Raw genomic sequence first — 24,036 nt, forward strand, 5'->3', positions numbered from 1 at the left:
TTTGTTAAGATTTTCTGTTTTTCTGCTGGAAAACGGAACAGCTGCTCGATTGCCCAAGGTTTGAAAACACGGGAACTTGAAAACCATGATTGCTCTGAAAAACGTACTACTCCCCGAGCATCATTTTGCGAGGCGAGTATCCACCAGCCTCCCTGAAATCATGGAAATGCGCCGACGCCAGCTTAAAGACCGCGAACGACAATGGCTTCACATACTTTTTAAGCTGCTGCCAGGTATAGCCGGGGCATTCGGGATCGGAATCGGCGTCATTTCCCTTCTGGGCTGGCATCTCCAGCGCCCTCTTCTTTCTCGATGGGACCCGAATTTCGCGCCTCAGTCTTACAACTCTGGTATTACTTTTATAATACTGGGACTTGGCCTCTTGTTCCTTCGAACACCATGGAAGCCGGTGTCGGCTGTTTGCAGCGTCCCCCCAGTGGTGCTTGGTCTGACGGTCATATACGAATGGCTAACCGATAGTTCAACAGGGATAGAGACAGTCGCATTCTCGTTTTTCTCTCCCCTTGGGTTGAGCTATACAGAAAAGACCTCCCCAAATACGGCAGTCGCGTTCGTGTTCCTGGGACTATCCCTCTTTCTGAGTGCAGTCCGAAACGTCAAGCGGCCGCCGAGTGAGGCGATTCAGGAGTTCATTGCCGCAGCGGGAGCCATCGCGGCCGCATTCGGATCCTTGGCCCTCATTGGCTATGGACTGAATATTCAGGCCACTTATGATCTCGGCGCCATCGCGCGGATGTCACTCAATTCGGCCCTCACCTGTGCCATCATAGGCTTTTGCCAGGTGGCATGGACTTGCGCAGAAGACCTGAGTCGTGGCCGGACCTTGTTGTTCTGCTTAAGAGCACCGCTCGTGTTTTTTATCCTGTCCGGCTCTATCGTCATCGCCAGTGCTGTCTATAACAGAACGTTGGACTTGCAAAGAATCAACGCTCAAGTGACGGCACAGGAGATTAAAAATGAAGTGATCGCCGGGATCACACCCCCCGTCAATGCTCTCTCGCGCCTTGCTACGCGAACTTTTCGCATGACCAGCACGCGTGATCGGATATCCAAGCAGGAATGGCAGGCCGAAGCCCATGAACTCATTTCTGACATGCCGGAACTTATCCATGTGGCATGGCTCAGTCATACGCTCCTGGCGGCGTGGACTGCAGGGGGCCAGGTCGCGCCTGAAATTGACGTGAGCGAGGCGTATGCTCATGATAGCCTGGTGCGCGTCCAATCGCAGATCCCTGGTTTATCCTGCCAGCCGCAACTTTCTTCAACCTGGAGAGGTTCGCAACCAGGTCGCACTATGATGATAGCCATCCCGGTTGGCTGCGAATCATCGTCTCCAGGAATCATCGTCGGCAGTATCAGCATGGAAAGGATCATTCAAGAAGCCATACACGATGCAGAAGCCGCAGGATATGGAGTCCGTATTGCCAACGACAACGTCACATTCTATAAAACGCAGCAGGCGAATATCTCTTTCGATCATACCCTCAGCACGATAACAGTACCGATCTATGATCAGCTTTGGAAAGTGGAACTCTTTTCAGGACCGGGCATCGAAAAGGCAGCTCCGGATGGCAACCACCTCTATTTCCTCGTGCTCGCTTCAGGTCTGCTGATGGCCTTGCTGGTCAATACCGTCATGCGGCTCGCGGCCAAGACGCGCCTTCGCGAGGATAGTCTGGCCATGACGGTCGCAGAACTCAACGAGGAAGTGAAGCGCCGGGAATCCATTGAACACGATCTACGGAAATCTGAAGAAGCGGCTGAGGCGGCCCAGAAGGTTGCGGAAGTTGCCAGCCATACCAAAACTGAATTTCTGGCAAATATGAGCCACGAAATCCGCACCCCCATGGGAGCCATCCTGGGTTTCTCAGAGCTGATGCTGGCTCCTGCCGCCACTCGTGACGATCGTATCAAATTCGCCGGAATCATCCATCGGAGTAGCCGCAATCTCTCCAGGCTGCTTGATGATATCCTTGATCTTTCGAAAGTTGAGTCGGGACATCTCACGATCGAGAAACGCGATATCGTTCTGGAAGATGTGATATTCGATGCAATAGAGCTTTTAAGAAAGAGAGCGGACGACAAGGGTCTGCAGCTTCATGTCACGATCGATGCGGATGTCCCCAAGCGGATCATCACAGATTCGGCCAGGCTCACTCAAATCATAATCAACCTTCTCGGGAATGCCTTAAAGTTCACTGAAAAAGGTGGGGTTAGCCTCACGGTTCGCGCGCCTGCAACGCAAATGGGGGACGCTCCGTCCTTCCAAACCCTGACTTTTGCCATTACCGACAGCGGTATCGGCATAAGTCCCCAACAGGCCCAGCATCTCTTTAAGCCTTTCAGCCAGGCAAACGCTTCAACGTCTCGTCGCTACGGCGGCACGGGTCTCGGTCTGGCCTTGTCCCGCCGCCTCGCTCAAATGCTCGGTGGAGATGTCGTCCTTGCAGAATCCGCTATCGGCAAAGGAAGTCGATTTGAAGCGACCATTCAAGTCGGACTGCCAGTTTCGGAAGCCGTGATCACGCCTCACATGAAGAGTCCGTTAACGCAAACATCCCCCCAGAGTCTCGCGGGCCGCAGAATTCTAGTGGTCGATGATGCCGAGGATAACCGTCTCCTGCTGAACCTGTTTCTGCGCAATATCGGTGCGACAGTCGAATGCGTTGAGAATGCTCAACTCGGTATTTCCCGTGCCCTTGCTACGCCCTTCGACGCGATTCTCATGGACATTGAAATGCCTGACGTCGATGGATATCAAGCCACGCGACAACTGCGTTCCGAGGGCTATCAGGGCCCGATTATTGCCATCACGGCTCATGCCACGCAGGAGGTGCGATTCAAATGCATTCAGGCAGGATGCAATGATTTCATGACGAAGCCGATCAATCGGGATTCTCTGTTAAAACAGGTCAGACAGCATATCAAAGCCAAGGTGTAACGCGAGCTGCTCCTAATAATGAATCCCATGAGCTAACCCTGGGCGCCGCACGGATGTCCGGCGCCTGGCTTCATTAGCGGCCTTCGCAGGCTGCCCATAGGGGTTCAAATTCAGGATAAACCAAAGTCGTCCCTTTCATAACGCGCATGATTTCGCAGGTCTTGACGCGATCCCGTATCCCTTCCGCGATTTCCGGGGCCAGGAGGATGGTCTTTACCTGTCCGAACTGCTGGGAAAGGCCTTTCTCCGTCCAAAGGAGTTCACCAGTTCCACTAAGATCCAACGTTTGAACGACACCAGCTGGAAGGATATTCGTCGGGGTCTTTTCGGAAATCAATGTTTGAACAAAAAGTCCCTCGGCGGGGAGCGTGAGCTCAGCATTCATGTGAAAGACAGGCAGTACATAGGGGGTTTCATTTAAAGGCAAATCCCAGTTTTCCACCGTGCTGCTACTCAGACTGAATTCCCCAAGCTTCAGCTTCCAGACTGAGTTCAAAGTTTGGATGCTGGCCATCTTCAAGCCCAGGGATTCAAGCGCCGGGAACTTGGTCGCAATATCAGCGATATCAAGCGCTTCATCGCGGTTTTGAGCGTCCAATGTCAAGGATTTCAACTGGCTCAATGCACCCGCAGGGACAAATCGAATCGAATTCTCATGGTGCATGATGAGACTCTTCAGATTCGCGTAGAGTTCGAAATGCGGCCGCGTGATGTATCCATCATAGGATTGCCTATAATACTCAAGCTCCTGAAGGGCCGAGAGATCAAGCAGCTTTTCCAAATCATCAATTTCCCGGTGCGATGTGACCAGTGAAGTGAGGGGGATCTTCTTATCCGGCACAGTAATGTTTTTCAGACAACTGTCAAAATAGCTAAAGGCGCTTTCCTTGCACTCAAGGTTCCTGATGTGTAGCTTCTTCAGGGGCAATTGCGTCAAGCTATATAGACTATATTCAGCAATCTGCAGGTTTTCCAGTGCCAACTCTTCAAGCTCAAGCCCCCTCAGAATTCTATCCAATTTCGTCACGTAGGTCGCTCTCGAATCCCCCAGAAGGGCAAACGATTTAAGACGCGGCGACTTGCGCTGCAGGAAGCGGAGGTCAATTTCATCGCTGTACCCCCATCTCATTGTTAGCCTCTCCAATTTTTCAAGCGACAGAATGGAATTGAATCCGGAGAGACGTCCAAGACTCGTGTCATAGTCGACGCTGGTGGCATTGGCGAAATAACCGAGAGGAACACCGCTAGTGCCGCGACCATCAAAACGGGCACGAGTCACGGTCGTCACGGACCCCAGAAAGCTCGGCAAAGGCTTCGGGAGTTTGACATTGTCCGGCATGATTTTCAGCGCAACAAAGCGATCGAAAATATCCTGACAGCTCATATCTTTCATCAGGCTTTCCGAGGCCAGACCCAGGACCCTGGGAAGATCATAGCCCAGCCGAACTTTCCAGTTGGATTTTTCACAGACTTGAACAGGATGCGCGATCGTATCGGCGAGACGTTCGGCTTTGGGATCGTCGCATTCCACCGCAACTTCAAATCGAGTCGTAAGATCGAAAGGAACCCGAAGCGTGTGGCGCCCTTTGCGAGCGATATCGTTTAAGAGTACCGATGATGGAGCCTGCGATCCTGTGCCATCAACCTTGAGGATCTTGCAGCCCTTGCTGTGAGAACCTAGCTCCCAGACGGCGTCGACGCTGATTTGGTCAGCTTGGATCTGCGCGTTTCGCAGAAGCACATACCGCGGGTCGGATACATAGGCAACCGAAGTTTCAAGGCTTGGGACATTGGACCCCGTGCAGTAGATTTGGATGTCCGTTTCCACGGTCAAAAGTGGATAACGCACGGTGGAGTAGATCACGCGCTTCTCATTGGCATTAACACTACGCTTGAAATCAAGGTCTTTGATGGATACCGAACACGTCTCATAGCCGGCGGCGTTGATCTTCAATTCACTCGCTGTGGCCGTAACTGAAAAGTCTGGGGCATACTCAAAGCGCACGATCTCGTTGTTGTAAGCGGTCAGATTATTGCCGTCCTTGCAGCTGATCCGGAAATGGGTCTCCTGCTTGACATCAACATCCATTTCGCCGGTATTCATGCTGGCATTCAGCTGTTTCAGAACAACCCATTCCCGTCCGCGCTCCACCAGGATCTCGCAGCTTTCCGCATTCTCCACAGACCAGGAGAGGCTGACCTTGTGCGTTCCAGGTTCAAGCCAGCGGGTCTTGATGGTGCCAGGACTGGCCAGGAATTTGATCACGTCAACGCGTGGCTTTACTTCAATACCAAGGTTCTGCTGCAGTTTCTCACCGAATTCATTGGAGCAATTCAGGACGAGCGACTTTGTGCTTTGATTCAGGTAGACCAGAAGCTCAATACCTTTCTCCAGTTCACTGCCACGTTCCGAGCGATCAACGAACTGAGTGGCACTGGCATTGTCGGCTTTGACTTCACATTTTTGGGCGCCATTCACCTGAAGAGTGACACGACTCGTATCGAAGCGCGAACTCCCATAAAAACCTTCTGCAGGTCCACGGAAGGCCACCAGCTCAAGCTCGGCCCTCGTGGAAATTGTCAGCTGGCGACTGACCCTCTGGAAGCGCGATCCCAGGCATTCCAGTTGAACAGTTCCCGGAGCAAGGGAGACGCGTTGCTCCGAGGACTCGGCATTGACAGCCATGCTTTCGCTGCCCTGCGCCAGACGGCATTCCTTGGCATGACTGACTTTCCACTGCAAGGGAACATCGACTTTCAATTCACTTTTCTTCTTTTTTAGGGATTCAGCAGGGCCAGTAAAACTCTCGATGCTCAAGCGACTTGAAGGACTGATCTGAGTCGCCACATCCAGGGTGGACGCCACTCTGGAGCCTGATGCGCTTTCACATTCCAGGGTGACTTTGAGAGGTGCGCGAGCAGTGGTAACAGTGTACGAACCTTCTGCTGGATAATTCCGAAGATCCAATCCGTTCGCGGTATCAATCAGCTGACAATGTTTGGCGCTCAAAGCTTTCCATGTGATCACCTCACCCTCTGCGCCAGGTTCTATGGTGAAATGGACGAGGGAAAGTTTGGGAGGAAGGACGATATTCAGCTGTGCACGAGCCGATCCACAGGTCAATTCAGCTTTGCTGTCCGCGGAGAGGGTGACCACGATACTGGCCTGCTTGCTGACATCGTAAGTCCGATCGCTAAGCGACAGGGCGCATTGTTTGGCATTGGTGGTCCATCGCAACTCCACATCCTGGGAGGCTTGTCCCTGGACGGGAGCCAGGAATTGGAACGTGAAATCTTTCAGGAAAACCTGGGTATCTGCCGGAGAATTCGGAACATTGTCAGGAGCGGGTGTCGGCCCGGAACTGGAACCGGATTTCTTATCACACGCAGGAATTACAAGGGAAAAGGCGCTGAGCAAGGCGAGGATACGTAGCATGGTTTTTCGGCTCCACGGTAACAGCAGGGAAATCAATCGCCGTTGGAGCTTTTGCAAGCCTCTGGCCGAATATTAACCCGCTGAATTTATTCGATTATCGAGAATTGCAGAGTTAACGATTATTGAGTTGCGTCAAATTTTTGACGCTTAGGCTGCAGGACACCCAAGGTGATGCTTTATTGCGGCGGGAAGGGTCGGCAGCTGAAAGCCGGCTCGAACCTTGGAAATCTACTGGGCATTCCAACCAAGCCCGATCGTCCCATAGGAAAATGAACCGCTGGATTTATAGTCGTCGGCGATGTCCTTCGCTTCCACAGTGGCGAAGCTGGACCCCAGGCCATAGCGGAGAAAGAGCTCCAAGCTCCCAACGAAATTCACAGACATCCCAAGCTCTGCGACGGGAATTGGGTCCAGCGAAATCGTATACGTTCGATTCACGTTCGCGGGAAGGTCTTCGTATTGAATGGAGAGTTTCTGGATGTTGATGATGCCCGCCCCGATCGACAGGGAGAGATTCTTCCATAAAACAGCCCGAGCCCCCACACCCCCAGCCAGCTGCGAATACGAATTCAGAGCTTGAGGCGGACCTTGGCCCAGAAAATTCGCCATGTCTTTGGTATCGGCAACACCACTGGAAAGTGCCAGATAGGTGTAGATATACTTAAACGGTCGCATTTCCAACTCAAGCGCCAGGGAACGCCCCTCAAAAGAATGCCGCCCATTGAAGTCATTCATGCTGTTGACATAACCGAGATGGATCGAAAAGAAATTAAAAAGAGGAGCATCCTGGTCTATACGAGGCGCTTCTTTGTTCTGGTCAGACTCGATAGCCTGGCTTTCAGCGCCGAGATCAAACCCCTCCTGCATATCACCTTCACTGATATTGGCAAACTCCATCTTTTCCATCACGGTTTCAATATCAGGCAAAAGGTCAATATAGAAATCCAATTCCGCTTCACGTATCGCGGTCGCTTCAAAGCGATCGGCAGTCTCCAAATAGGCTTTGGTTTTCTCAGCCCCCAGGACACGATTAAGATTACTCAAATCCTGCTGATTTAGAGCCTCCCAACTTTCAGCCTTGCTCCCGGCTTTGAGTTCCAGGACCCCGTTTTCGGGCTGATTTTGCTGGATCGCTGTCAGCCTGCTCAATTCCCTATAGTTTCGACCTCGATACTGATCCAGAGACTGCGAATAGGACTGCTGGCTTTCCCTTGAAACCTTGCGCACGGAAATATCGCCATCAAGCCCAATGGCCTGGGTCATCTTGCCTTTTACGGAGACAAGCAGGTCGGCTTTCCTGAGGTCCATAGCCATGGCCGATGATCGAGCGGTAAAACTGCGAAAATTCACATCAGGATTGACTTTGATTCGGGTTTTTCCTGCGATGACGTAAACGGTAGGATTGGCCACTTGAGCCACGAGCAGGCTCATGAAATTCGGCACAAATTGAACGACCGTATTTTCAGAGAGCCTGATTTCATGACGGGATTGAACCCGAATGTGAGCTGAAGATCGGGCCGAAGTGCTTACAAGGTCACCATAGAATAGCTGGGTCGAGTTGCGGACTGGATAAGCCTCCCAGTACCAACCCAGATAGAATGAGGCCTGATGCACTTGAGCCTCGACCCGGCGCTCGAATTCTGGAGGTTTCTGCCGCACGGGATTTCTCAAAACCACGACTTCCCCTTGGAAATCATAAACACTCGCCAATGGCGCCTTACTGGCAGCAAATGCCGTCGATTCAGTGAGCATAAGGAGCAAGACGATAACGATGAACATGATGGGTCCGGTCTTGATGTCAAACAGTTGATATGCGGATCATTATAATTTTTTTTATAGGCTTTGAATAGCTCCCGATCGTCATGTGAACAGGCTATTCCCCTGGTCCAGCTCAAAAAGAAGGCCTCTTGAACACTCAAGAGGCCTTCTTTTTTGCAAAGCTGAGGCTTAAGGCTTTGAGGACTTAACTTTGCACTGATTGTCAATCAAGTAAACGAGCCCCGAGATTCCAAGCTTGTTGCGGATGACAACAGCGAAATCAAAGGTCAGGATCTCGATCGTGCTGACGTTCAAATTCTTGAAATGATCCTGAAGCTGCTCGAAGCTGAGACTTATGGTGTAATCGTCGCCATTCCGCGTGGGAATGATCGGGAAGTTATCCACAGCGCTCATGACATTCGTGATGTTGATGGCACTGGGAAGATCGCCGTTCTGATTCAGGACGACGGGTCCGAAAGCAAATTCCAGATCCCCTGACCCAATGGTGTTTTTGCAGTTCTTGAGTACGATCTCCAGCGAAGGCGGAGTAATCAGATCCGCGCTTTCAACGAAGCGAGCCTTCAGCGAATCGCAGCCAGGCGCAGGTTCCTTCTCAAGACTGGCATACAGCTCATTCACTGTGATGTCATTGACCAGGATTTCCTTCTTGATATCCAGAACGCTATGAGGGAACTTTACATGGACTTCCTTGAGTTCGCAGCCCTCAGAGCACTTGCTCTTCGGCGCCACCTGAATAGGCTGGATGGATCGCACGAGTTTTTTGTCGATCACGAGGTTGCTGGCGGGATCACGGAGTTCAAACTCATAGACTCCCGGAGCAAACAGATTGCCAATCTTGAAGGTTTTGCCGTAAACGAATTCCGTCAGGCGGAGTTCACAGTTCTCTAAAGAGGCAAAGAGTTCAATGGACTGTTCATCAGCCGTGAAGTCCAAGCTGGATTTCAGCTTATCATTGCACCAAAGATCGGCTTTGGTAACATAGCCTGCCGATGCCTGGCTGTATGTGTTCAGGCTTAGGGAAGAATCTATTTCTTCAACGCCTACGGACAGTTTCGTAGACTGAAATGCTTCTTCTTCAGAACTTTTTTTCTGACAGGCAATCCCGACAACTGCCAACAGAACGAGAGCCGTAAACAAACGCATCAAGAGTCTCCTTTTCCACTGATGAAATCCAAACGTGAAACGGGTATCCGCTATAGGAGCAAGACACGTACCAGACCCGGTGCGCTGTCGTAGACTTCGACAGCGGGCTTCAGGCTGACGATTTTCTCTATCAATCCCGCGCCGTTGAGTAGAGGCCGTATGGCCCGTCTCCATTTCAGGATAAGGACTGCGCGGTGACGAGCAGCTGGACTTTGTCAAAAGTCCGGCCTTTGATCGCTTTTCTAGACAGACCCCAACCCGCTTCTGCCGAGGAAATTTCTTCGCGGGCACAGCATGCTACGGCTTTCCGCAGCATCCTGGTTCGTGAACTGCGTATTGTATGAGGCACTGCGCATCTGTGCAAAAATGTTAGATGAACATCAACATTCTCACGGAAGTCGGACCATGCAACTGTCGCCATTTTCGAGATTGATGCCATTGGACGGACGTAAGCTTCTTCTCTTTCTGTCTCTGTTTATGGCTCAGATTGCTGTCGCACAAACGCGGCTGGATGTCAGTCAAGGAATAGTGGATCTCTCGAAGTGGGATGAAAAGCGCCAACCGCTTCTCACACTCGAAGGGACAGCACGGTTTTACTGGAATACCTTCAGGGTATCCGCGCCCTCGTCCTCGATGCCGCCTGAAATGATCTCCATACAAGGGTCCTGGGATCGGCATACGGCGCATCCCCTTCACGGTTACGCGAGCTACGAGCTCGATTTCATCAGTGATCGGGAACGCCCCATCGCCGTGGATCTCGGGACGGTGGCTGTCGCACATCGGATCTATGTCGATGGCAGGCTGGTGGACGTGAGCGGCAATCCACAATCGGCAAAGGAAAGCTACCAGAAGGGACCTGCACGACAAACTGTAGTGACCTTCGTTCTGCCCCAGGGTCAGAGGCGTCTGACCATCGAAACGGCCAACTTTGAATACATGCTCAGCGGCATCATCAAACCAGTTGTGATCGGAACACCGGCAGCGGTGGTTTCCCATCGGTATGCAGGCCTCGCTCCCGCGCTGGTTTTGTTTGGTGCGTACCTGGCGATGGCCCTTTATCATTTTGGTCTTTTCACGCTGCGACGCCGCGATCGGAGTTCCCTTTATTTTGGACTGTTCTGCCTCGCGATGCTGCCCTCGACCGTGATCAACATGCAGGTGAACGCACTTGAACTCTACGCGGAAGTTCCTCTTGCACTTGGCATCTATCTGGCCAGTTCCTTCGGTATCGCGAGTGGGTTTTTAGGCCTCTTCATCTCCTATCTCTGGAGCAGCCCCTGGAGCCGCCGCATTTCCTTCCTGCTGCTGGGATTCTGCTTGATCCTGGCTTTCGTGCAGGCCTTTGATCTTCAGCTTTACCTCGTCCTCCTTGGCGTTAAATTCCTGATCGGTCTGGTTCAGGCAGGTTTTCTCACGGTCACCATCACCCGGGCCGTGCGGACACGTCAGCAGAGCTCGATGATGATGCTGGTTTCATGCTGTCTCCTGATCTGCACCGCGATCAATGACTTCGCCAATTTCAATAACTGGATTCAGTCCACGCCGCTCTTTTCGTTCGGATCGCTGGCGTTTCTCATGATCCAGTCCTATCTGCTTTCGGTCCGTTTCTCGAATGCTTTCCAGCAGGTTGAGCAGTCGGAACGCGAGATTCGTCAGCTTTCGGCTAAAATCAAAGCCGAACGCGACCACGTAGTCGCCTTGAATGAAAACCTGGAAGTCCTGGCGGAAGAGAAGACCCGGGATATTCGTTCTATCATGTCGCATATTCAGCTCGGCATCTTCGCGATCACGGCAGAGGGCTATCGGATTCACAAAGACCATTCCGAGCATCTGCGCGATATTTTTGAAGTCGATCAGGTGACGGAATGGAACGCCTGTCAGCTGCTCTTTGACAGGAGCGAGCTGTCCACGGATGCCGTGAGCCAGGCTGTGAGCTGCATCGAGGCGGCTCTGGGTGAAGCCGGTCTGGTCTTCGACATGAATGCCCACTGTCTGCCTCAGGACCTACGCTATACCAGTCCATCCGGGCATCAAAAGCTGCTCGAACTGAGCTGGCATCCTATGGCGAATGTCGAAGGCATCACAGAAAAGATCCTGGTCACGGTCAAGGATGTGACGGCCATCCGCGCGCTTGCCGAAGAGGCCCAGGATAAGAAGGAAGAGCTCGAATTCATCAGCGAGCTGCTCAATGTGCAGGCCGAGGCTTTCCGGCGCTTTCTGCAGGATTCCAAGGATTTCCTTGCAGAAAATCGCAAGCTCATCAATTCGCGCAGTATCCAGCTGAAGGACCTTGAGGTGCTCAAGGTCCTCTTCATCAATATGCATACCATGAAGGGGGCTTCGCGTTCCCTTTACCTTAAGAAAATGACCAGCGTGTTCCATGATGTAGAGCAGTATTATGCCCATCTTCAAAGAGATAAGCAGGCCGCGTGGGACGCCAGGAGAATGAATGCGGACCTGGACGAGGCGGAGAAAATCATCGGGGTGTATGTCAGCATCTATCAAAACAAGCTCAGTCGCAAGCTGCATGGTGAGCGTGAGATGGAGCTTTCTGAGTCGAAGCTCGCCGAACTTTATGAACGATTCGTGGATGCGGAACGGAGTGCGGGTTCCAGTTCGGGAACGGATTCTTTCATGAAGGCCATGCGATCGTGCTTTCTGAGCTCCCTCTTCATGCCGGCTAAAGAAGCTATCCAGGATATGTGTCGGTCCCTTGATACTTTGGCCAAGGACCTGCAAAAGGAAAAACCGGTGGTGTCCATCGAGGCCCGCGATCTCTTTTTGAATCATGAGGGTGAGGCCCTCCTGCACAAAATCTTTGTCCATCTGCTCCGAAACACGATGGATCACGGTATCGAGACGCCGCAGGAACGTCTTGAAAAGCGCAAATCCAAGGAAGGGCATATCACGATCATGCTCACCCCCGGAGCGGATGAGGTTCATCTTCGCTATCAGGATGATGGTCGCGGTTTGGACCTCGGAAAGATTCGCCGGGTCGCGACGGAGAGGAATCTGATCAAGGACCCTGATGCGCTGCGCAAAGAGGAGATCGCGGAACTCATTTTCTGTTCTGGAATATCGACCGCAAGTCAGCTGAATGATATCTCGGGTCGAGGTGTCGGCATGGATGCGGTGCGCAGCTACCTGCAGAAAATGGGCGGATCCATCACGATTCGTCTGACGGAGCAGGCGGACCCAGGCACTCTTTTTAACCCCTTCTGGTTTGATATCAGGATTCCCCGCCGTCTCTTTGCCGAACCGGGGGAGCGGAGTGTTTTCGCGGCCGCCTGGCGGAACAGAATCAAGTGTCGGCAGACTCGCGGCAGTCGCCGTCCATCCCGGCTACACCATCACGCAAAGCCTGCTGCGCAGAGGCGCTGACTCCTCTTGGGAATTCAATCATTCCGCCGCGAAATGCCGCTCATTGAAGTTTTCCGTCAGCATGCAACTGCGCCTTCGAGCGTTGACATGAGAGTCAGGACTTCCTATGATGACAGCACGCACGTGGGGGTTTTTTATGCGACTATTTTTACCTATTTTCGCTTTTCTACTCTTCATCGAACCCTCGTATGGGGACGACCGTGTGACTCTGAGCCTTTGGGAACAGGATCCGCCGTCAGTCGGTCAGGAAATGGATAAGTGGATAACCGTCTTTCACAAAGAGCATCCCAAGATTCGAGTTATTCGCCAGCATTATGAGAATGAAGCTCTGCGCACGAAATTTCTGCGTTCTGCTGCGACAGGTGATGGCGCGGATATAGTTTACGGTCCCAACGATATCGCCGGAGTATTTGCAAAAGCTGCTGTGATTCAGCCGGTGGATTCCTGGGTGAAGACCGGGAATGTCACGGCGACCTCGCTGGACATGACTAAAGTCGATGGGAAAGTTTGGGGCGTGCCTTTGAGCGAGGGCGCTCATCTTTTACTCTATTACCGTAAATCTCAGGTGAAAAAAGCGCCCGAGACCACCCATGAGCTCCTGGAACAGGCGAAGGCCTATGCGGATGTAAAGTCACAGCGCTATGGGCTTGCGTTCTATATGTCGGAGCCTTTTTGGTTTATTCCCTTCCTCGGAGGATTCGGGGGTTGGCCGCTTGCGGAAAAAGGCAAACAGCATGATGTGACGATCGATACCCCCGCGATGCGCAAGGCGCTTCAGTATATGCTCAGCCTAAGGGACCAGTGGAAGATCACGCCGAATGTCTGCGACTTCGATTGTGCAAAGAGCCTTTTTCTGTCCAAGCGGGCACTTTTTCACATCAGCGGCGATTGGCAGTTGAACGATCTGCACGACACGGTGGGTGATGACCTTGCGATTGCGCCGTTGCCGGTTCTGAGTGAAACAGGTCAAAGGCTCACTCCCATGATGGGCGGACGTTTTCTTTACGTGAATGCCAAGACCAAAGGGCCACGCCTCGCAGCGGTTCAGACGTTCGTGGATTTTCTTGGATCTGCGCCGGTGCAGAAGCGCATCGCTGAACAGCTTGCCAGCATACCTGCCAGCGTCTCGGCGCGCAAGGATCCGGCCTTGAAGAAATTGCCCCTGCTCCAGTCCAGTATGGAGGCGGCACGCTATGCGCGCCCGATGCCTCCTCAGGTGGAAATGCGTGCAGCTTGGGATGGCATGCGGATTATGATTCAAAGGGCCTTGGCTGGAACGGAAACAGTTGATGAGGCTGTGAAGACAGGGCAAAAGGCTGCCGAAGAAGCCCTGGCAGCCTTAAGAGATCCGCAGCCCGTTCTTGCAAAATGAAAGTTAGAATCGAACTGACAATAACTATGCATCAATCTATAGCCTCAATCTCTCCTGGACGCCAGGTTCTATCAAACCAGGGTTCAAGAGGGCTATAGAGGCGCAAAAGTGTATTCCAGCCTTTTCCAGGGATGGTCTGCACCCAGTTGTTCTCTTTCCCGGCGGGTGCCTTCGGCCCGAAGTATACGTCCACCGATCCATCCGCATTGATTTCCAGCTTTTCGTTTTGACTGCTTACCATGGGAAACCGTTGGTCGGTTTGAAGCATGGAACGGGTCTGATTGTCATAAACAATCAGCGACCAGAAGTTCTTAATGGGGATGTTGGCTGGCAGATGAAGCCTATAATTTTTAGCGCCGTCCAATGCTTGCCCCTTGCTGTCCCGGAACGCGGCAGCATACTGCGAACCCTGCCCTACGATCTTTTCCGCCATCGCTGGGGTGACGCCAGTGGCATAGAAGTAGTAGAATGCAAAGCTATCCAGGTTACGGACTCCTGGACTCACCTCGAATTTATAGCTTCCAAGAAAGGGCGAGACCCAGGCACTGTTCTCGTAAAAGTAAAGGTCCTTCTGCCGAGTTTTATAAGCCAAAGCACGCGCAGTCGCATCGCCGACAACAGCAGCTTCAGTCAGAATTTTCTTCATCCGCGCGTCAGGTGCAAAGGGTTTGCCTTTTTCTATACCGATTGAGGCATAGTAACCGAGTGAAACCGCATCAAGGGATGCGGCGGATTCGCTCTGAACAACCTGATTCAAATACTCCCAGAACTTAAAGTCGGCCGGCGCAATCGTACTGAAAGCCTTCCCTGAAACATTGACAAAGGTGTTGGCAGGAGGGCTGGCGGATTCCGCGAGCGGATACACCCTGGCGAAATCTGTCCTACGTCGGTCACATAGTAAAACCAAAAATCATTGATTAAGCCCAGCACATTGGGTGGGATCTCGGCAACCAGGGGCCCCTGATGGAGATCAATCCACATCCATGTATAAGGGGTATTGGCATTGGCTGTGAGAAATAGCGAACGCGAATCCATCAAACTCTCAAACGTGGGAATGGTCGTGTTCGCTGGGCCCCATTGAGTCAAACCCTCGCGCAGAGCCACCATACTCACGGGTGGTAATGCCATCAAGTAAGCCTGGACTGCGCGCTGGAAATCGAGGTTGTCGTAAAGTTTCGTCGTACTTTCTTCGTTGGGAAATCCATCAAAAAAATTAAGCGAACCGAGTCGGGTTTCCACGTGAGCCGGCATTTCTATCCCTTCGGGAATCGAAGTTGTCATCTCATAACGGAATCCCCAACCATTCCCAAAACTATAGACTGGAAATCCGCCAGGGCGGTGGCTCACGAAGGGCGCGGCCGCCTTGGAAGAAACTTTCGTAACTTGGGAAAGGTATACTCTCACTGAACCAGGTTTCAAATCGGTCCGTTTACGGGCAAGGTTTTCCCCAAGACCACACAGAAAGAAACCCAACCGACAGCGCTTCATCCGATCAAGAACGAGAACGCTCAGCAAAGAGCGTGAATGGATTCTCCAATTGAGACTCGCTCCCGACATGACGGATCGGAATGGACTGGAGATCCAGGGGTTTCGCAAGCTCGCGTCCGAGGTCTGCGGTCGAGAATCCATAAGGAGCCGACTCGTCGTTCGAGTAGGCATAATAAATCGCACTGATCCCAGCAAGGCGCAGAGCCGCAAGGCACATCGGGCAAGGCTGTCCGCTTGCATAAGCAACAAGACCTGTCAGGCTTGGAGTGGCCAGTGCCCTGGCCGCAGCACGAATAGCGTTGAGCTCGGCATGTTCCGTCGGATCGTTCGTCTCCATAATCCGGTTCACACCCGTGGCCACAAGCTTCGGACCGTCGGCGATCGCAGCGCCATAGGGACGAGCGCCCCGTGCGACGTTCTCACAGGCGAGTTGAATGGCAAGCGCCATGTGGCTAGGGTGAAATACTGAATGTTCGGCTTGAGGTTTCATCAATCGCTCCTATACGCAACAGTTCCATGAGACCTTCGTCGGTTTCCCAGCCTAGAATACCAGCCAAGAGACATCTTGTATGGAGAAAACGCGGCGTTTCCTGAATATTCCTGGCTCATGAAAAATTGCGGAGCACGATCCATGATCTTGACTTGAAGGTTCAGACGAAGCGTCTCACGTCCGGCATGCATGATAGCAGCGCTGGCTGGCAGACTCTCGATGACGATATCACCGAAGCCGTCCGAAGCAAAAGCGGTCGCACAAGAACCGTCGCGAGCTTAGGCCACCATTGTCTCGAGGGGGGTGATCAGGATCAGCTCAAAGGGTAGAAAGTCTGTCTCGGCTGCACCCGAAGACTGAAGTCTGAGTTCGATGCGTCCACCCAAGCGTTCGATATATTCCCTGATGGCTCCCATGCCGACTCCGCGGCCGGATATATCCGTGACACTCTTGCTGGTGGAAATACCATCCTCAAAGATAACCTGGGCCACCTTAATAGGATCGGTCAGCTCCTTTTCGCTCAGAAGGCCAAGATCCTGCGCCATGCTCCTGAGACGTCCAAGGTTAATGCCCCGCCCATCATCCTGATAACGAATGCGCAGCGTCCTTGCGTCCGCTTGATCCACCACAACGACAATACTGCCTTGAGCCGGCTTGCCTTTGGCTGTTCGCTCATCCGGTGGTTCAATGCCGTGATCCAGAGAGTTGCGTATGAGATGAAGAAAGACCTTACGGAGCAGCTCCTCGCCCGTCACTGTGAGATTGATGGGAGCCGATTCAATACGGACGACAGGGTTGGCCTTGTGGAGGTCGCGTGCCAGTGTATCGGTGTGTTTGAGTATATCCCGCAGAACCGCTTCGGAACTATGATACAGGTTGCGACGGAGTATTTGAGTGAGGCCCCTCAGCTTTTCCAGCGTGGCCTGGGCCGCAGGCCATTCGGGAAGCTCGCGAATGCCGCGCAGGATGCTTTCGAGCAGGCCGCGACTGATCGGGATGTCGTCGGCGACCAGCGTGCGGCCGAGCTTTTCGTGATTCATTTTTATATAGAATCGCAAGGCCTGCTCACAGGCTTCCACCAGACTGAGCAGCGCGACAGGATCCGCCCGTTTCCCCGGGTTTCTAACAAGGTCAGCCAGAGTTTGCTCGGCAGTATGAATTTGACTGGTGAGACGGCTCAATGCGAGCTGACGAGCAGCCCCTTTCATCGTATGCATGTTGATAAACATCATCTTAAGAGAGGCAATATCCAGGACAGAACCAGCAGCCGCCAGGCGACGATTTTCCTGGAAAAGATCCTGGCACAGCTGACAGAAACTTAGAAAGCTGGCGTTGGTCACGTTCATCAGCTCGGAAATCAGCAGCAGCTCCTCCTGCTGCTCACGGGATTGAGCCTGCAGAGTCCGATAGGAGCTGACATCGCGGAGTGTGACCAGAAATTTCTGCACGCTGAGGCCATCCTTCGATAGGACAGGACACCATTCCATTTCAACGATCTTCGTGCCGCCATCAGGGTTCAGCAGCTCGAACTCCTGAGGCAGCTGGCTCGCATTCAGCTCACAGGCAATGAAACTTTCTCCGAGGCAGGACTGCATAATGCTCTGGACCTGGGATCGCGCATCCGCCGAGAGGCTGGTCCGTCCAAACACAACATCCATCAAAGGTTTTCCAGCCAGCTCGCGGGCGCCCAGAATCTCGGTCAGATGCTCCGAGAAATTAGCGCTGAGCACGGGAATGTTGTCGATCATCTCCACCGTAAAAATACCTTGCCTGATGTGCTGCAGCATGGAACGGATATCACTGGTTTGCTCCGCAACCTTTTTATCCAAAGTCTTGACAGTTTCCGAGAGATGCGCGTTCAGCGTTTCAATTTTATTCTTGGCCGCCTTCTGCTCGTGCTGGATCTTGTCACCCAATGCCAGCGACAGGAGGATGACTTCAGCCATGGATCCGATCACAACCCCGTTCTCGGTGAAGGCCGTTACGGGGAGAAAGCCTAGAGTCTGAATGGCTTTAATCGCCATACCCACCCAGATGGCGGCAAATGCGATCAGATAAAAGCGCGCAGAACGATGTCCTCTGCGAACAAGGCCAATGCCGGCCGTCAGCAGCACCACATTCAAGATCAGAGCGAGGGCGGTGCTGAGCTGGGTGGTGATCTTGTAAGGCACCACAGCGATGAGCAGAATGCCCACGATGCACCAGCCCATCATGAGGAGTATGGCTTTGTCAGCGATGGGGGCATTCTCCGGCGTACCCAGAAAGCGGCGCGTGAACTTCAAGGCGAAAAAGGAGGCACCGTAGATAGTCAGTGGAATACTGAAGTTGGCCAGCCAGATATTTTGAGGCCAAAGGTACTGATACGTAACCCCACTCAGCGAGAGATTGAATATCATGAAGAGGCCGATGTAACCGATGTAATTCACATAATTGATATCACGGATGGTCACAGCCAGAAATGAATTATACAGGAGCATAGCCACCAGGATGCCGCAGAAAATGCCAAGGCCGATGACCGCGTGCTGATCCACGCTGTGGAAGTATTCCGGATCGAAAAGTTTAAGGGGTATCTTAAGCGAACCCGAAGTCTCGCAGCGAAGGTAATAGGTCTGGCGGCCCTGGTTATCGATCTTGAAGACAAAATTGCGGTTCGGCAGCTGTCTCGCGGCAAAGGGGTAATGATCACCGTGCTTTGCCGTACAAAGGTTCCATCGGGCCTGGGCATATAAAGATCAAGCTTGTCCAGGGCCGGATAAGCGATTTGAAGATAGAGCCTGCGAGAACTATAAGATGCAGTCTCCACTGTAAAACGCAGCCAATAGGCCGATTTTGTAAAACCATAATTAGGCACAGCCGTCAGAGACGGCTTCCAGGGCAGGTCTTGCGCTGCGACTATCGCTTCAAAGCTGCGGTCCTGATCCACATCCTCCCAATACTCGACGGCTGTGCCGATTTCAAGCTCCTGCAGATCAGGAGGAATGTGTATCGACTGGGAGCTGAAGCCAAGGGAAGACCAGACGGAGAGCAGAATCAGAATAAAGAGCTTTCCAGGAGTCATTGTACCCCTCAAAGCGAAGCGAATCGGCAGCGGTTTCATTCCATCGTGATAACTGAAATAGACGATCTTGGGAAGAAGGACTTGCGCCTTGCGAAATCATGGAAAGAGTCTGATCATGGTCTCCCTCGTCTTTCGATTATGCATGTGACAGCCCATTCCAGTGGTCTTGAGGTCAGGAATCGCTTCATCACATCGGTAAGGCCGATCATGATCACCACCAAAAGGACGATCTCCATCCAATCCATCGGATGCAGGGGGGCCAGCTTAAGAACCGTGAGTCGATCCGAGTTCTGGATGAGCAGCACCGATGACACAACCGTGACGGCGGCCACAGCTTTTGCGGCTTGAGAGCGCGTGAGATAGAGGACGACGGCAGCGCTCCAGAACGTGAGCAGGGCCATGGCCTTGGCCCGAGCGTGGCTGTCGGCGTATCCCTCGTTCACTCCAGCGATAAAACTGGTTGCCAGCGCTGCAGACACAAACAGCCCGGATATGGAGATTCGGAGGACCTCAGACAGGGGAAAGAACGCCCTTTCCACTCGCTGCTCGTCATCGGGATGAACCTTCGCCTGGAATGCGAGCAAGGCCGTAGGGTGAATGACCAATTCAAGCCACACAATATGAACAGGCATATAGACCAGAGGAAAGTTGGCCAAAGGAACGACAGCAGCGGTCGTTACAAGGGGGATGTGGATGAGGAATAAATACCCAAAACTCATCTGCAGGTTTTTAAAGAGTTGCCGGCCCTCGCGGATGGCATTGACTATCGTCGTAAAGTTGTCATCTCCCAGGATAATTGATGATACTTCTTTAGCGCTTCGTGTACCGCGTTCGCCCATGGCAATACCGATGTCCGCTGACTTGAGCGCAGGGGCATCATTGACTCCATCACCCGTCACGGCGACAAGCTCTCCCGACGCTTTCAGGGCTTTGACAATTCTCAGTTTCTGGATGGGCGTGCAGCGTGCCACGACATGGATCTCTTTTAAGAAATCGGGATGCCGAGCGAGATAGGCTTCCGTGAATTTCTCAGATTCACCCTCGGCGGAGATTACAATCGGTTCACGGGCGAGGCCCGCATCTCGTGCAATGGCCCGCGATGTCTCAGGGTGATCGCCGGTTATCATCAGAACCCGAATGCCACTAAGATGACAATAGGCTATTGATTCAGCCACCCCCGGTCGCGGCGGATCTTCAAAGGCCAGGAGCCCACAGAATTCCATGTCCTCCTCGGGTTCCAGCAGCTCCCCACTGAACGGCATTTCCTTCCTTGCACAGGCCACCACCTTGTGCCCGCTTTGTGCCCATTGAGAGACTCGGTCGAGCCACTCCAACCTTTCAGCAATCGACAGCCTCGAACGTCCTAGCAACGTTTCGGGTGCTCCCTTGCTACAGGCCAGCGCAGTTCCCTCTGGTGTCTTGATCCAAACAGTTTCTCGCTTTCGATCTTCGGTAAAGGGGAAGCATCTGATTCTCTCTGTCTGTGCTTCAGACCGCTGCGAAACGGCTTTATGAATAGCAAGATCAAGCGGATCATTGGCGGAACTGGAAGCCATAGCGGCTGTTTCCAACAGGGTTTCCTTGCTGATCGCGGCAGCAGTCTCCCAATGAGTGAGTTCCAGGCGTCCCGCGGTAATGGTACCGGTTTTGTCACTGCAAATCTGCGTGACGCGGCCGATGTTTTCGACACTGACGGCCCGTCTGACGAGAGCTTTTCTTTGAGCAAGGCGATAGATCCCTACACCCAGAAAGAAAGTGAAGACTACTGGAAATTCTTCCGGGATCGCGGCGACAGCAAGCGTTGCTGCGCTCAAGAGAGCATCCAGCCAACCATGCCCCTGATAGAGACGCAAGGCCGCCAGGATAAGGCAGAGCAATGCCGCAGAGTAGATCAACACCTGAACGAGTTTGGCAATAGCCTTTTGCAGCGGGGTTCGCTCGTTCGGCATTGATGAGATGGATTGAACGATTTCTCCATACGCTGTTCTCTGGCCCGTCGCCATCACCCGCAAGAGACCATTTCCCGTAAGAACCCTCGTTCCCGCAAAAGCCAGATTTTCTGAGGGCACAGGGACTTCTCCGCTTTTTGATAGCTCAAAAGGGTCGAGCTGCGTCGGCGTTTTGATCATAGGGAAAGCCTCGCCAGTCAGGACCGATTCATCAACTTGAATGTCCTTGGCAGTTTCAAAGATCCCGTCTGCAGGCAGGTTCATGCCAGGCGACACACAAACGATATCCCCTGGCACGAGATCCTGAGAATCAATGCTAAGTTGCAGCGCCTCACGGATGACGGTGACATGGGACATCAGCTGAGTTTTAAGACCTGCAATCGAGGCTTGAGTTCGCCAATGCAGAAGCGCATCCATAAAGAGGAGAGGCAGTACAGCCACAAAAAGCGTGATGCCATCGCTGATCGCGCCCGTCAGCAAAAATGCGGAGCCGATACCGACCAGAAACCAGATCATGGGGTCTTTTATGGTTTCGATCAAGAGATCGAGCCATGGGTGACCTGCTACCTCGACAATGCGATTCCTCCCAAACCGAGCACGCTGTCTTGAGACATCGGCAGCACTCAGACCACCTTCGCGTTTTTCAAGATCGCTCAGACTTGCAAATGACACCGTTTTCATGACGTCAGGACCAGCTTATGGTAATAGTCGAAGCATTATTACCCCCTTGCCTCGTGCTGTCACCGGAAAACAAAGGTGCTGATTTTTTCCTGACGACCCGAGAGCATTCCGCTGCCGAAAGTTCCCAGGCATGCCTTATGCAGTTCAACTGAAGCCCATCCTGGAAGAACTCATCCTGCTGGAACAGCGCGGTGGTATCCAGCTTCTGGGTAAGATTGCTGAACCTTGCATCACGAGCAGTTGCGGAGGAGTCGCATGCGCCGTGCTCACTATCTTTTGCTGTTGTTCATCCAGGCAGGAGCCGGCCACGCTGAGACTGAGCCTCCACCGGAAACCGTCTCTCACTATTTCACTTCCCTTTGGGATCAGCATCTCGAACCCACATTTGAGGATGGTTTTGATCGAACAGGCTACACCATCCTTGCCGTGGGCGCCGCTTGTACCCTCGTATCGAATAACCAGGATCATTGGGTCAGACGGGAATGGCGAGGCGAGCAGAAGGTAAGTCGCGATGTGACCAGGTTCGGGGCGGTCTGGGGAAGCGGCGGCCCAAGCCTTTTGATAGCGGGCACACTTCTCTATTATGATCCCCAGCCCGGCCTCGCCTTTTCGGAGGCCGTTGCCCTCACGTCGTTAACACATTATTCCCTATCCCGACTTTCGAGTCGCCCCCGTCCCGGCAATCCTCTTATTCGCACTTCGTTTCCATCCGGCCACACTGCGAACGCCTGGGTCATGGCCACCTCATTAACTTATTCCTATGGATGGAAGGTCGGCGCCCCAACCTATGCAGCCGCCCTGATCACCATGGCCGCACGGATTGCAGACGATCGTCATTGGCTGAGTGATACGGTGGCCGCGGCGGCTCTCGGCGCATTTTGGGGTCGCGCCACAGCCTTCCATCATGGCCAAGACAAGCTGCGCATCCAACCGATCCTTTCCTCCGCGTCCTTGGGAATGGAGCTCGCCTATGAATTTTAGGCCTTCGCTTGTCATCCTGATGACTCTCCTGCTCCTGCAAAGCCGATCCTCAGCAGCAAGCACCTCCCCTTCTTTTGCCTATCAAGAGAAGGATAGGACCTTGGTTGAGAACTTCGAGCAACTGGGCCTCGTGTATGGAGCGAGTTGGATCATCTATCCACTCACGCAGCCCGACGTCCTGCGTGGCGAACTGGGTTCCTGGGCAGAGTATCGGAAAAACATCGGCGACCTTGTCTTCGACTATGACGAGCCGCAGTGGAACTGGTTTATCCATCCCCTCTCCGGCAGCCAGCTCTATCTCTATTATCGAGCGACAGGACACGACCGGCGCGAGAGCTTTGCCATGACCTTCATCTCCAGCGCACTCTTCGAGTTTACCGTTGAAACCTATAGCGAACCGGCCAGCATTCAGGATCTCTATCAAACGCCCATCATTGGGACTGCTCTTGGCTATGGCATCGAGATGATCAGCCACGAGCTTTTAAACAGTGACGCGACGGCCGCGCGCGTATTAGGACGCGTGATCAATCCATTTTCACTTTTGGTCGAGAAAAAATCTGTTTCCCTTGTTCCCATGACGGATTTCCAAACCATGGCCGCGCTCAAATTGACGATGGAATTTTGATATGATGCAACTTTTGAAACCGGGGCTTATCGTCATCACCCTTCAACCTTTGGCCCTCCATGCACGAAACCTCGATGACTCGCCTCTCGATGGACTGCGTCTGGGCTTTGGATTTTCCCCACTCCTTTTGCAGTCCCTGCGCAGTGAGGACAGTCCCCTGAATTACGCCGGCTTTGGCTTGAACAGTGCGCTGGCTTACCAGTTTTCACCTTTCAGCCTTGGCATCAAGTCGCTGGCGGCCATGGGGCTGCAAGGGAAAAAGTACGCGCATTCCACCCTGCCCTATACTGTGATCCGCAAGGTGCAGTTCGTGAGCTTTTCAAGTTTCATCGAATACACCGTGATCCCTGAAATCATGCCCCGGCATCATTTCTTTATCAGCGCCGGGCCCGCCGCCTCGCTCACGAGCTTCGCCTATAGGGAGCGGCTTCTCGATAATGGTGAGGAGGTGAAAAGCAAGATCGCCTCGAAAGGTCGCGGCTTTGATGTTTCCTTTGGGCTGACGCACTTCACCCCAGACTCCCAAGATGCCGGCTATATCGCGATCAACTATATCAGTGTACGCCCTGGCAAGGGCAGCATGGTGGACATCAGCAAAACGATGGCGGTGGAAGCTCTGGCTCGTGCTCGCTCCAGTGGATTGGACCGCGTCCAGGTTTTCAGTCTGAACTTTGGAGTCTTCCTGCTTTGA

Annotated in this window: 14 protein-coding genes and 1 pseudogene; 6 read left to right on the forward strand and 9 right to left on the reverse strand. The window is 52.9% G+C overall.

The features are described from left to right. The first annotated feature begins 85 nt into the window (after positions 1–85). Complete coding sequence (locus tag VFO10_RS05240) at positions 86–2,962, forward strand: response regulator (RefSeq protein WP_325137774.1); 2,877 nt, start codon at positions 86–88, stop codon at positions 2,960–2,962. Between the two features lie 73 nt (positions 2,963–3,035). Here the strand turns inward: VFO10_RS05240 and VFO10_RS05245 are convergent, their stop codons facing one another. From VFO10_RS05245 to VFO10_RS05255, 3 genes are all read right to left on the reverse strand, one after another. Next, positions 3,036–6,398 carry a hypothetical protein gene (locus tag VFO10_RS05245; protein WP_325137776.1) on the reverse strand — a complete coding sequence of 1,121 codons (3,363 nt, stop codon included), beginning with the start codon at positions 6,396–6,398 and terminating at the stop codon, positions 3,036–3,038. Positions 6,399–6,626: 228 nt separating this feature from the next. Further along, positions 6,627–8,075, reverse strand: coding sequence for a hypothetical protein (locus VFO10_RS05250; RefSeq protein ID WP_325137778.1), 1,449 nt, complete (start codon positions 8,073–8,075; stop codon positions 6,627–6,629). 270 nt (positions 8,076–8,345) lie between these two features. Then, positions 8,346–9,320: a hypothetical protein gene (locus VFO10_RS05255; protein ID WP_325137780.1), complete on the reverse strand. Its 975-nt coding sequence runs from the start codon at positions 9,318–9,320 to the stop codon at positions 8,346–8,348. A 438-nt stretch (positions 9,321–9,758) separates the two neighbouring features. Between VFO10_RS05255 and VFO10_RS05260 the strand changes: the two genes are divergently transcribed. Then, positions 9,759–12,701 (forward strand): 7TM diverse intracellular signaling domain-containing protein, encoded by a 2,943-nt coding sequence (locus VFO10_RS05260; RefSeq protein WP_325137782.1) that lies wholly within the window; start codon positions 9,759–9,761, stop codon positions 12,699–12,701. Between the two features lie 136 nt (positions 12,702–12,837). Next, positions 12,838–14,073, forward strand: a complete 1,236-nt coding sequence (locus tag VFO10_RS05265; RefSeq protein WP_325137784.1) for an extracellular solute-binding protein — start codon at positions 12,838–12,840, stop codon at positions 14,071–14,073. Between the two features lie 31 nt (positions 14,074–14,104). On the opposite strand, the gene VFO10_RS05270 is transcribed toward VFO10_RS05265, so the two are convergent. The 6 genes and pseudogenes from VFO10_RS05270 to VFO10_RS05290 all read right to left on the reverse strand — a co-directional run bounded on the left by VFO10_RS05270 (position 14,105) and on the right by VFO10_RS05290 (position 21,739). Further along, positions 14,105–14,830 (reverse strand): DUF1214 domain-containing protein, encoded by a 726-nt coding sequence (locus tag VFO10_RS05270; RefSeq protein ID WP_325137786.1) that lies wholly within the window; start codon positions 14,828–14,830, stop codon positions 14,105–14,107. Further along, positions 14,827–15,546, reverse strand: coding sequence for a DUF1254 domain-containing protein (locus VFO10_RS05275; protein ID WP_325137788.1), 720 nt, complete (start codon positions 15,544–15,546; stop codon positions 14,827–14,829). Before VFO10_RS05275 ends, VFO10_RS05270 begins: the two co-directional genes overlap by 4 nt. A gap of 19 nt (positions 15,547–15,565) precedes the next feature. Beyond that, a complete protein-coding gene (locus tag VFO10_RS05280) occupies positions 15,566–16,051 on the reverse strand; it encodes a nucleoside deaminase (RefSeq protein ID WP_325137790.1) in 486 nt (161 codons plus the stop codon). Positions 16,052–16,329: 278 nt separating this feature from the next. Next, the gene (locus tag VFO10_RS05285) at positions 16,330–18,582 is read right to left on the reverse strand and encodes a 7TM diverse intracellular signaling domain-containing protein (protein ID WP_325137792.1); all 2,253 of its coding nucleotides are present in this window, start codon (positions 18,580–18,582) and stop codon (positions 16,330–16,332) included. A 33-nt stretch (positions 18,583–18,615) separates the two neighbouring features. Next, positions 18,616–19,148: pseudogene (locus VFO10_RS31375) on the reverse strand (7TMR-DISMED2 domain-containing protein); the annotation flags it as partial. Between the two features lie 74 nt (positions 19,149–19,222). Further along, entirely contained in the window at positions 19,223–21,739 is a 2,517-nt protein-coding gene (locus VFO10_RS05290) for a cation-transporting P-type ATPase (protein WP_325137794.1), read from the reverse strand. 255 nt (positions 21,740–21,994) lie between these two features. On the opposite strand from VFO10_RS05290, the gene VFO10_RS05295 reads away from it, so the two are divergent. The 3 genes from VFO10_RS05295 to VFO10_RS05305 all read left to right on the forward strand — a co-directional run bounded on the left by VFO10_RS05295 (position 21,995) and on the right by VFO10_RS05305 (position 24,036). Beyond that, complete coding sequence (locus VFO10_RS05295; protein WP_325137796.1) at positions 21,995–22,720, forward strand: phosphatase PAP2 family protein; 726 nt, start codon at positions 21,995–21,997, stop codon at positions 22,718–22,720. A gap of 100 nt (positions 22,721–22,820) precedes the next feature. Beyond that, positions 22,821–23,345, forward strand: a complete 525-nt coding sequence (locus VFO10_RS05300) for a DUF3943 domain-containing protein (protein WP_325137797.1) — start codon at positions 22,821–22,823, stop codon at positions 23,343–23,345. 1 nt (position 23,346) lies between these two features. Beyond that, on the forward strand, positions 23,347–24,036 hold the full coding sequence (locus VFO10_RS05305; RefSeq protein WP_325137798.1) for a hypothetical protein: 690 nt from the start codon (positions 23,347–23,349) through the stop codon (positions 24,034–24,036).

This window comes from Oligoflexus sp. (assembly GCF_035712445.1).
Taxonomy (GTDB): Bacteria; Bdellovibrionota_B; Oligoflexia; order Oligoflexales; family Oligoflexaceae; genus Oligoflexus.

Bases quoted from the DNA above. Each gene is read 5' to 3' on its own strand.
- VFO10_RS05240 (WP_325137774.1), top strand. From the start codon at position 86: ATGATTGCTCTGAAAAACGTACTACTCCCCGAGCATCATTTTGCGAGG.
- VFO10_RS05245 (WP_325137776.1), bottom strand. From the start codon at position 6,398: ATGCTACGTATCCTCGCCTTGCTCAGCGCCTTTTCCCTTGTAATTCCT.
- VFO10_RS05255 (WP_325137780.1), bottom strand. From the start codon at position 9,320: ATGCGTTTGTTTACGGCTCTCGTTCTGTTGGCAGTTGTCGGGATTGCC.
- VFO10_RS05265 (WP_325137784.1), top strand. From the start codon at position 12,838: ATGCGACTATTTTTACCTATTTTCGCTTTTCTACTCTTCATCGAACCC.
- VFO10_RS05280 (WP_325137790.1), bottom strand. From the start codon at position 16,051: ATGAAACCTCAAGCCGAACATTCAGTATTTCACCCTAGCCACATGGCG.
- VFO10_RS05290 (WP_325137794.1), bottom strand. From the start codon at position 21,739: ATGAAAACGGTGTCATTTGCAAGTCTGAGCGATCTTGAAAAACGCGAA.
- VFO10_RS05295 (WP_325137796.1), top strand. From the start codon at position 21,995: ATGCGCCGTGCTCACTATCTTTTGCTGTTGTTCATCCAGGCAGGAGCC.
- VFO10_RS05305 (WP_325137798.1), top strand. From the start codon at position 23,347: ATGATGCAACTTTTGAAACCGGGGCTTATCGTCATCACCCTTCAACCT.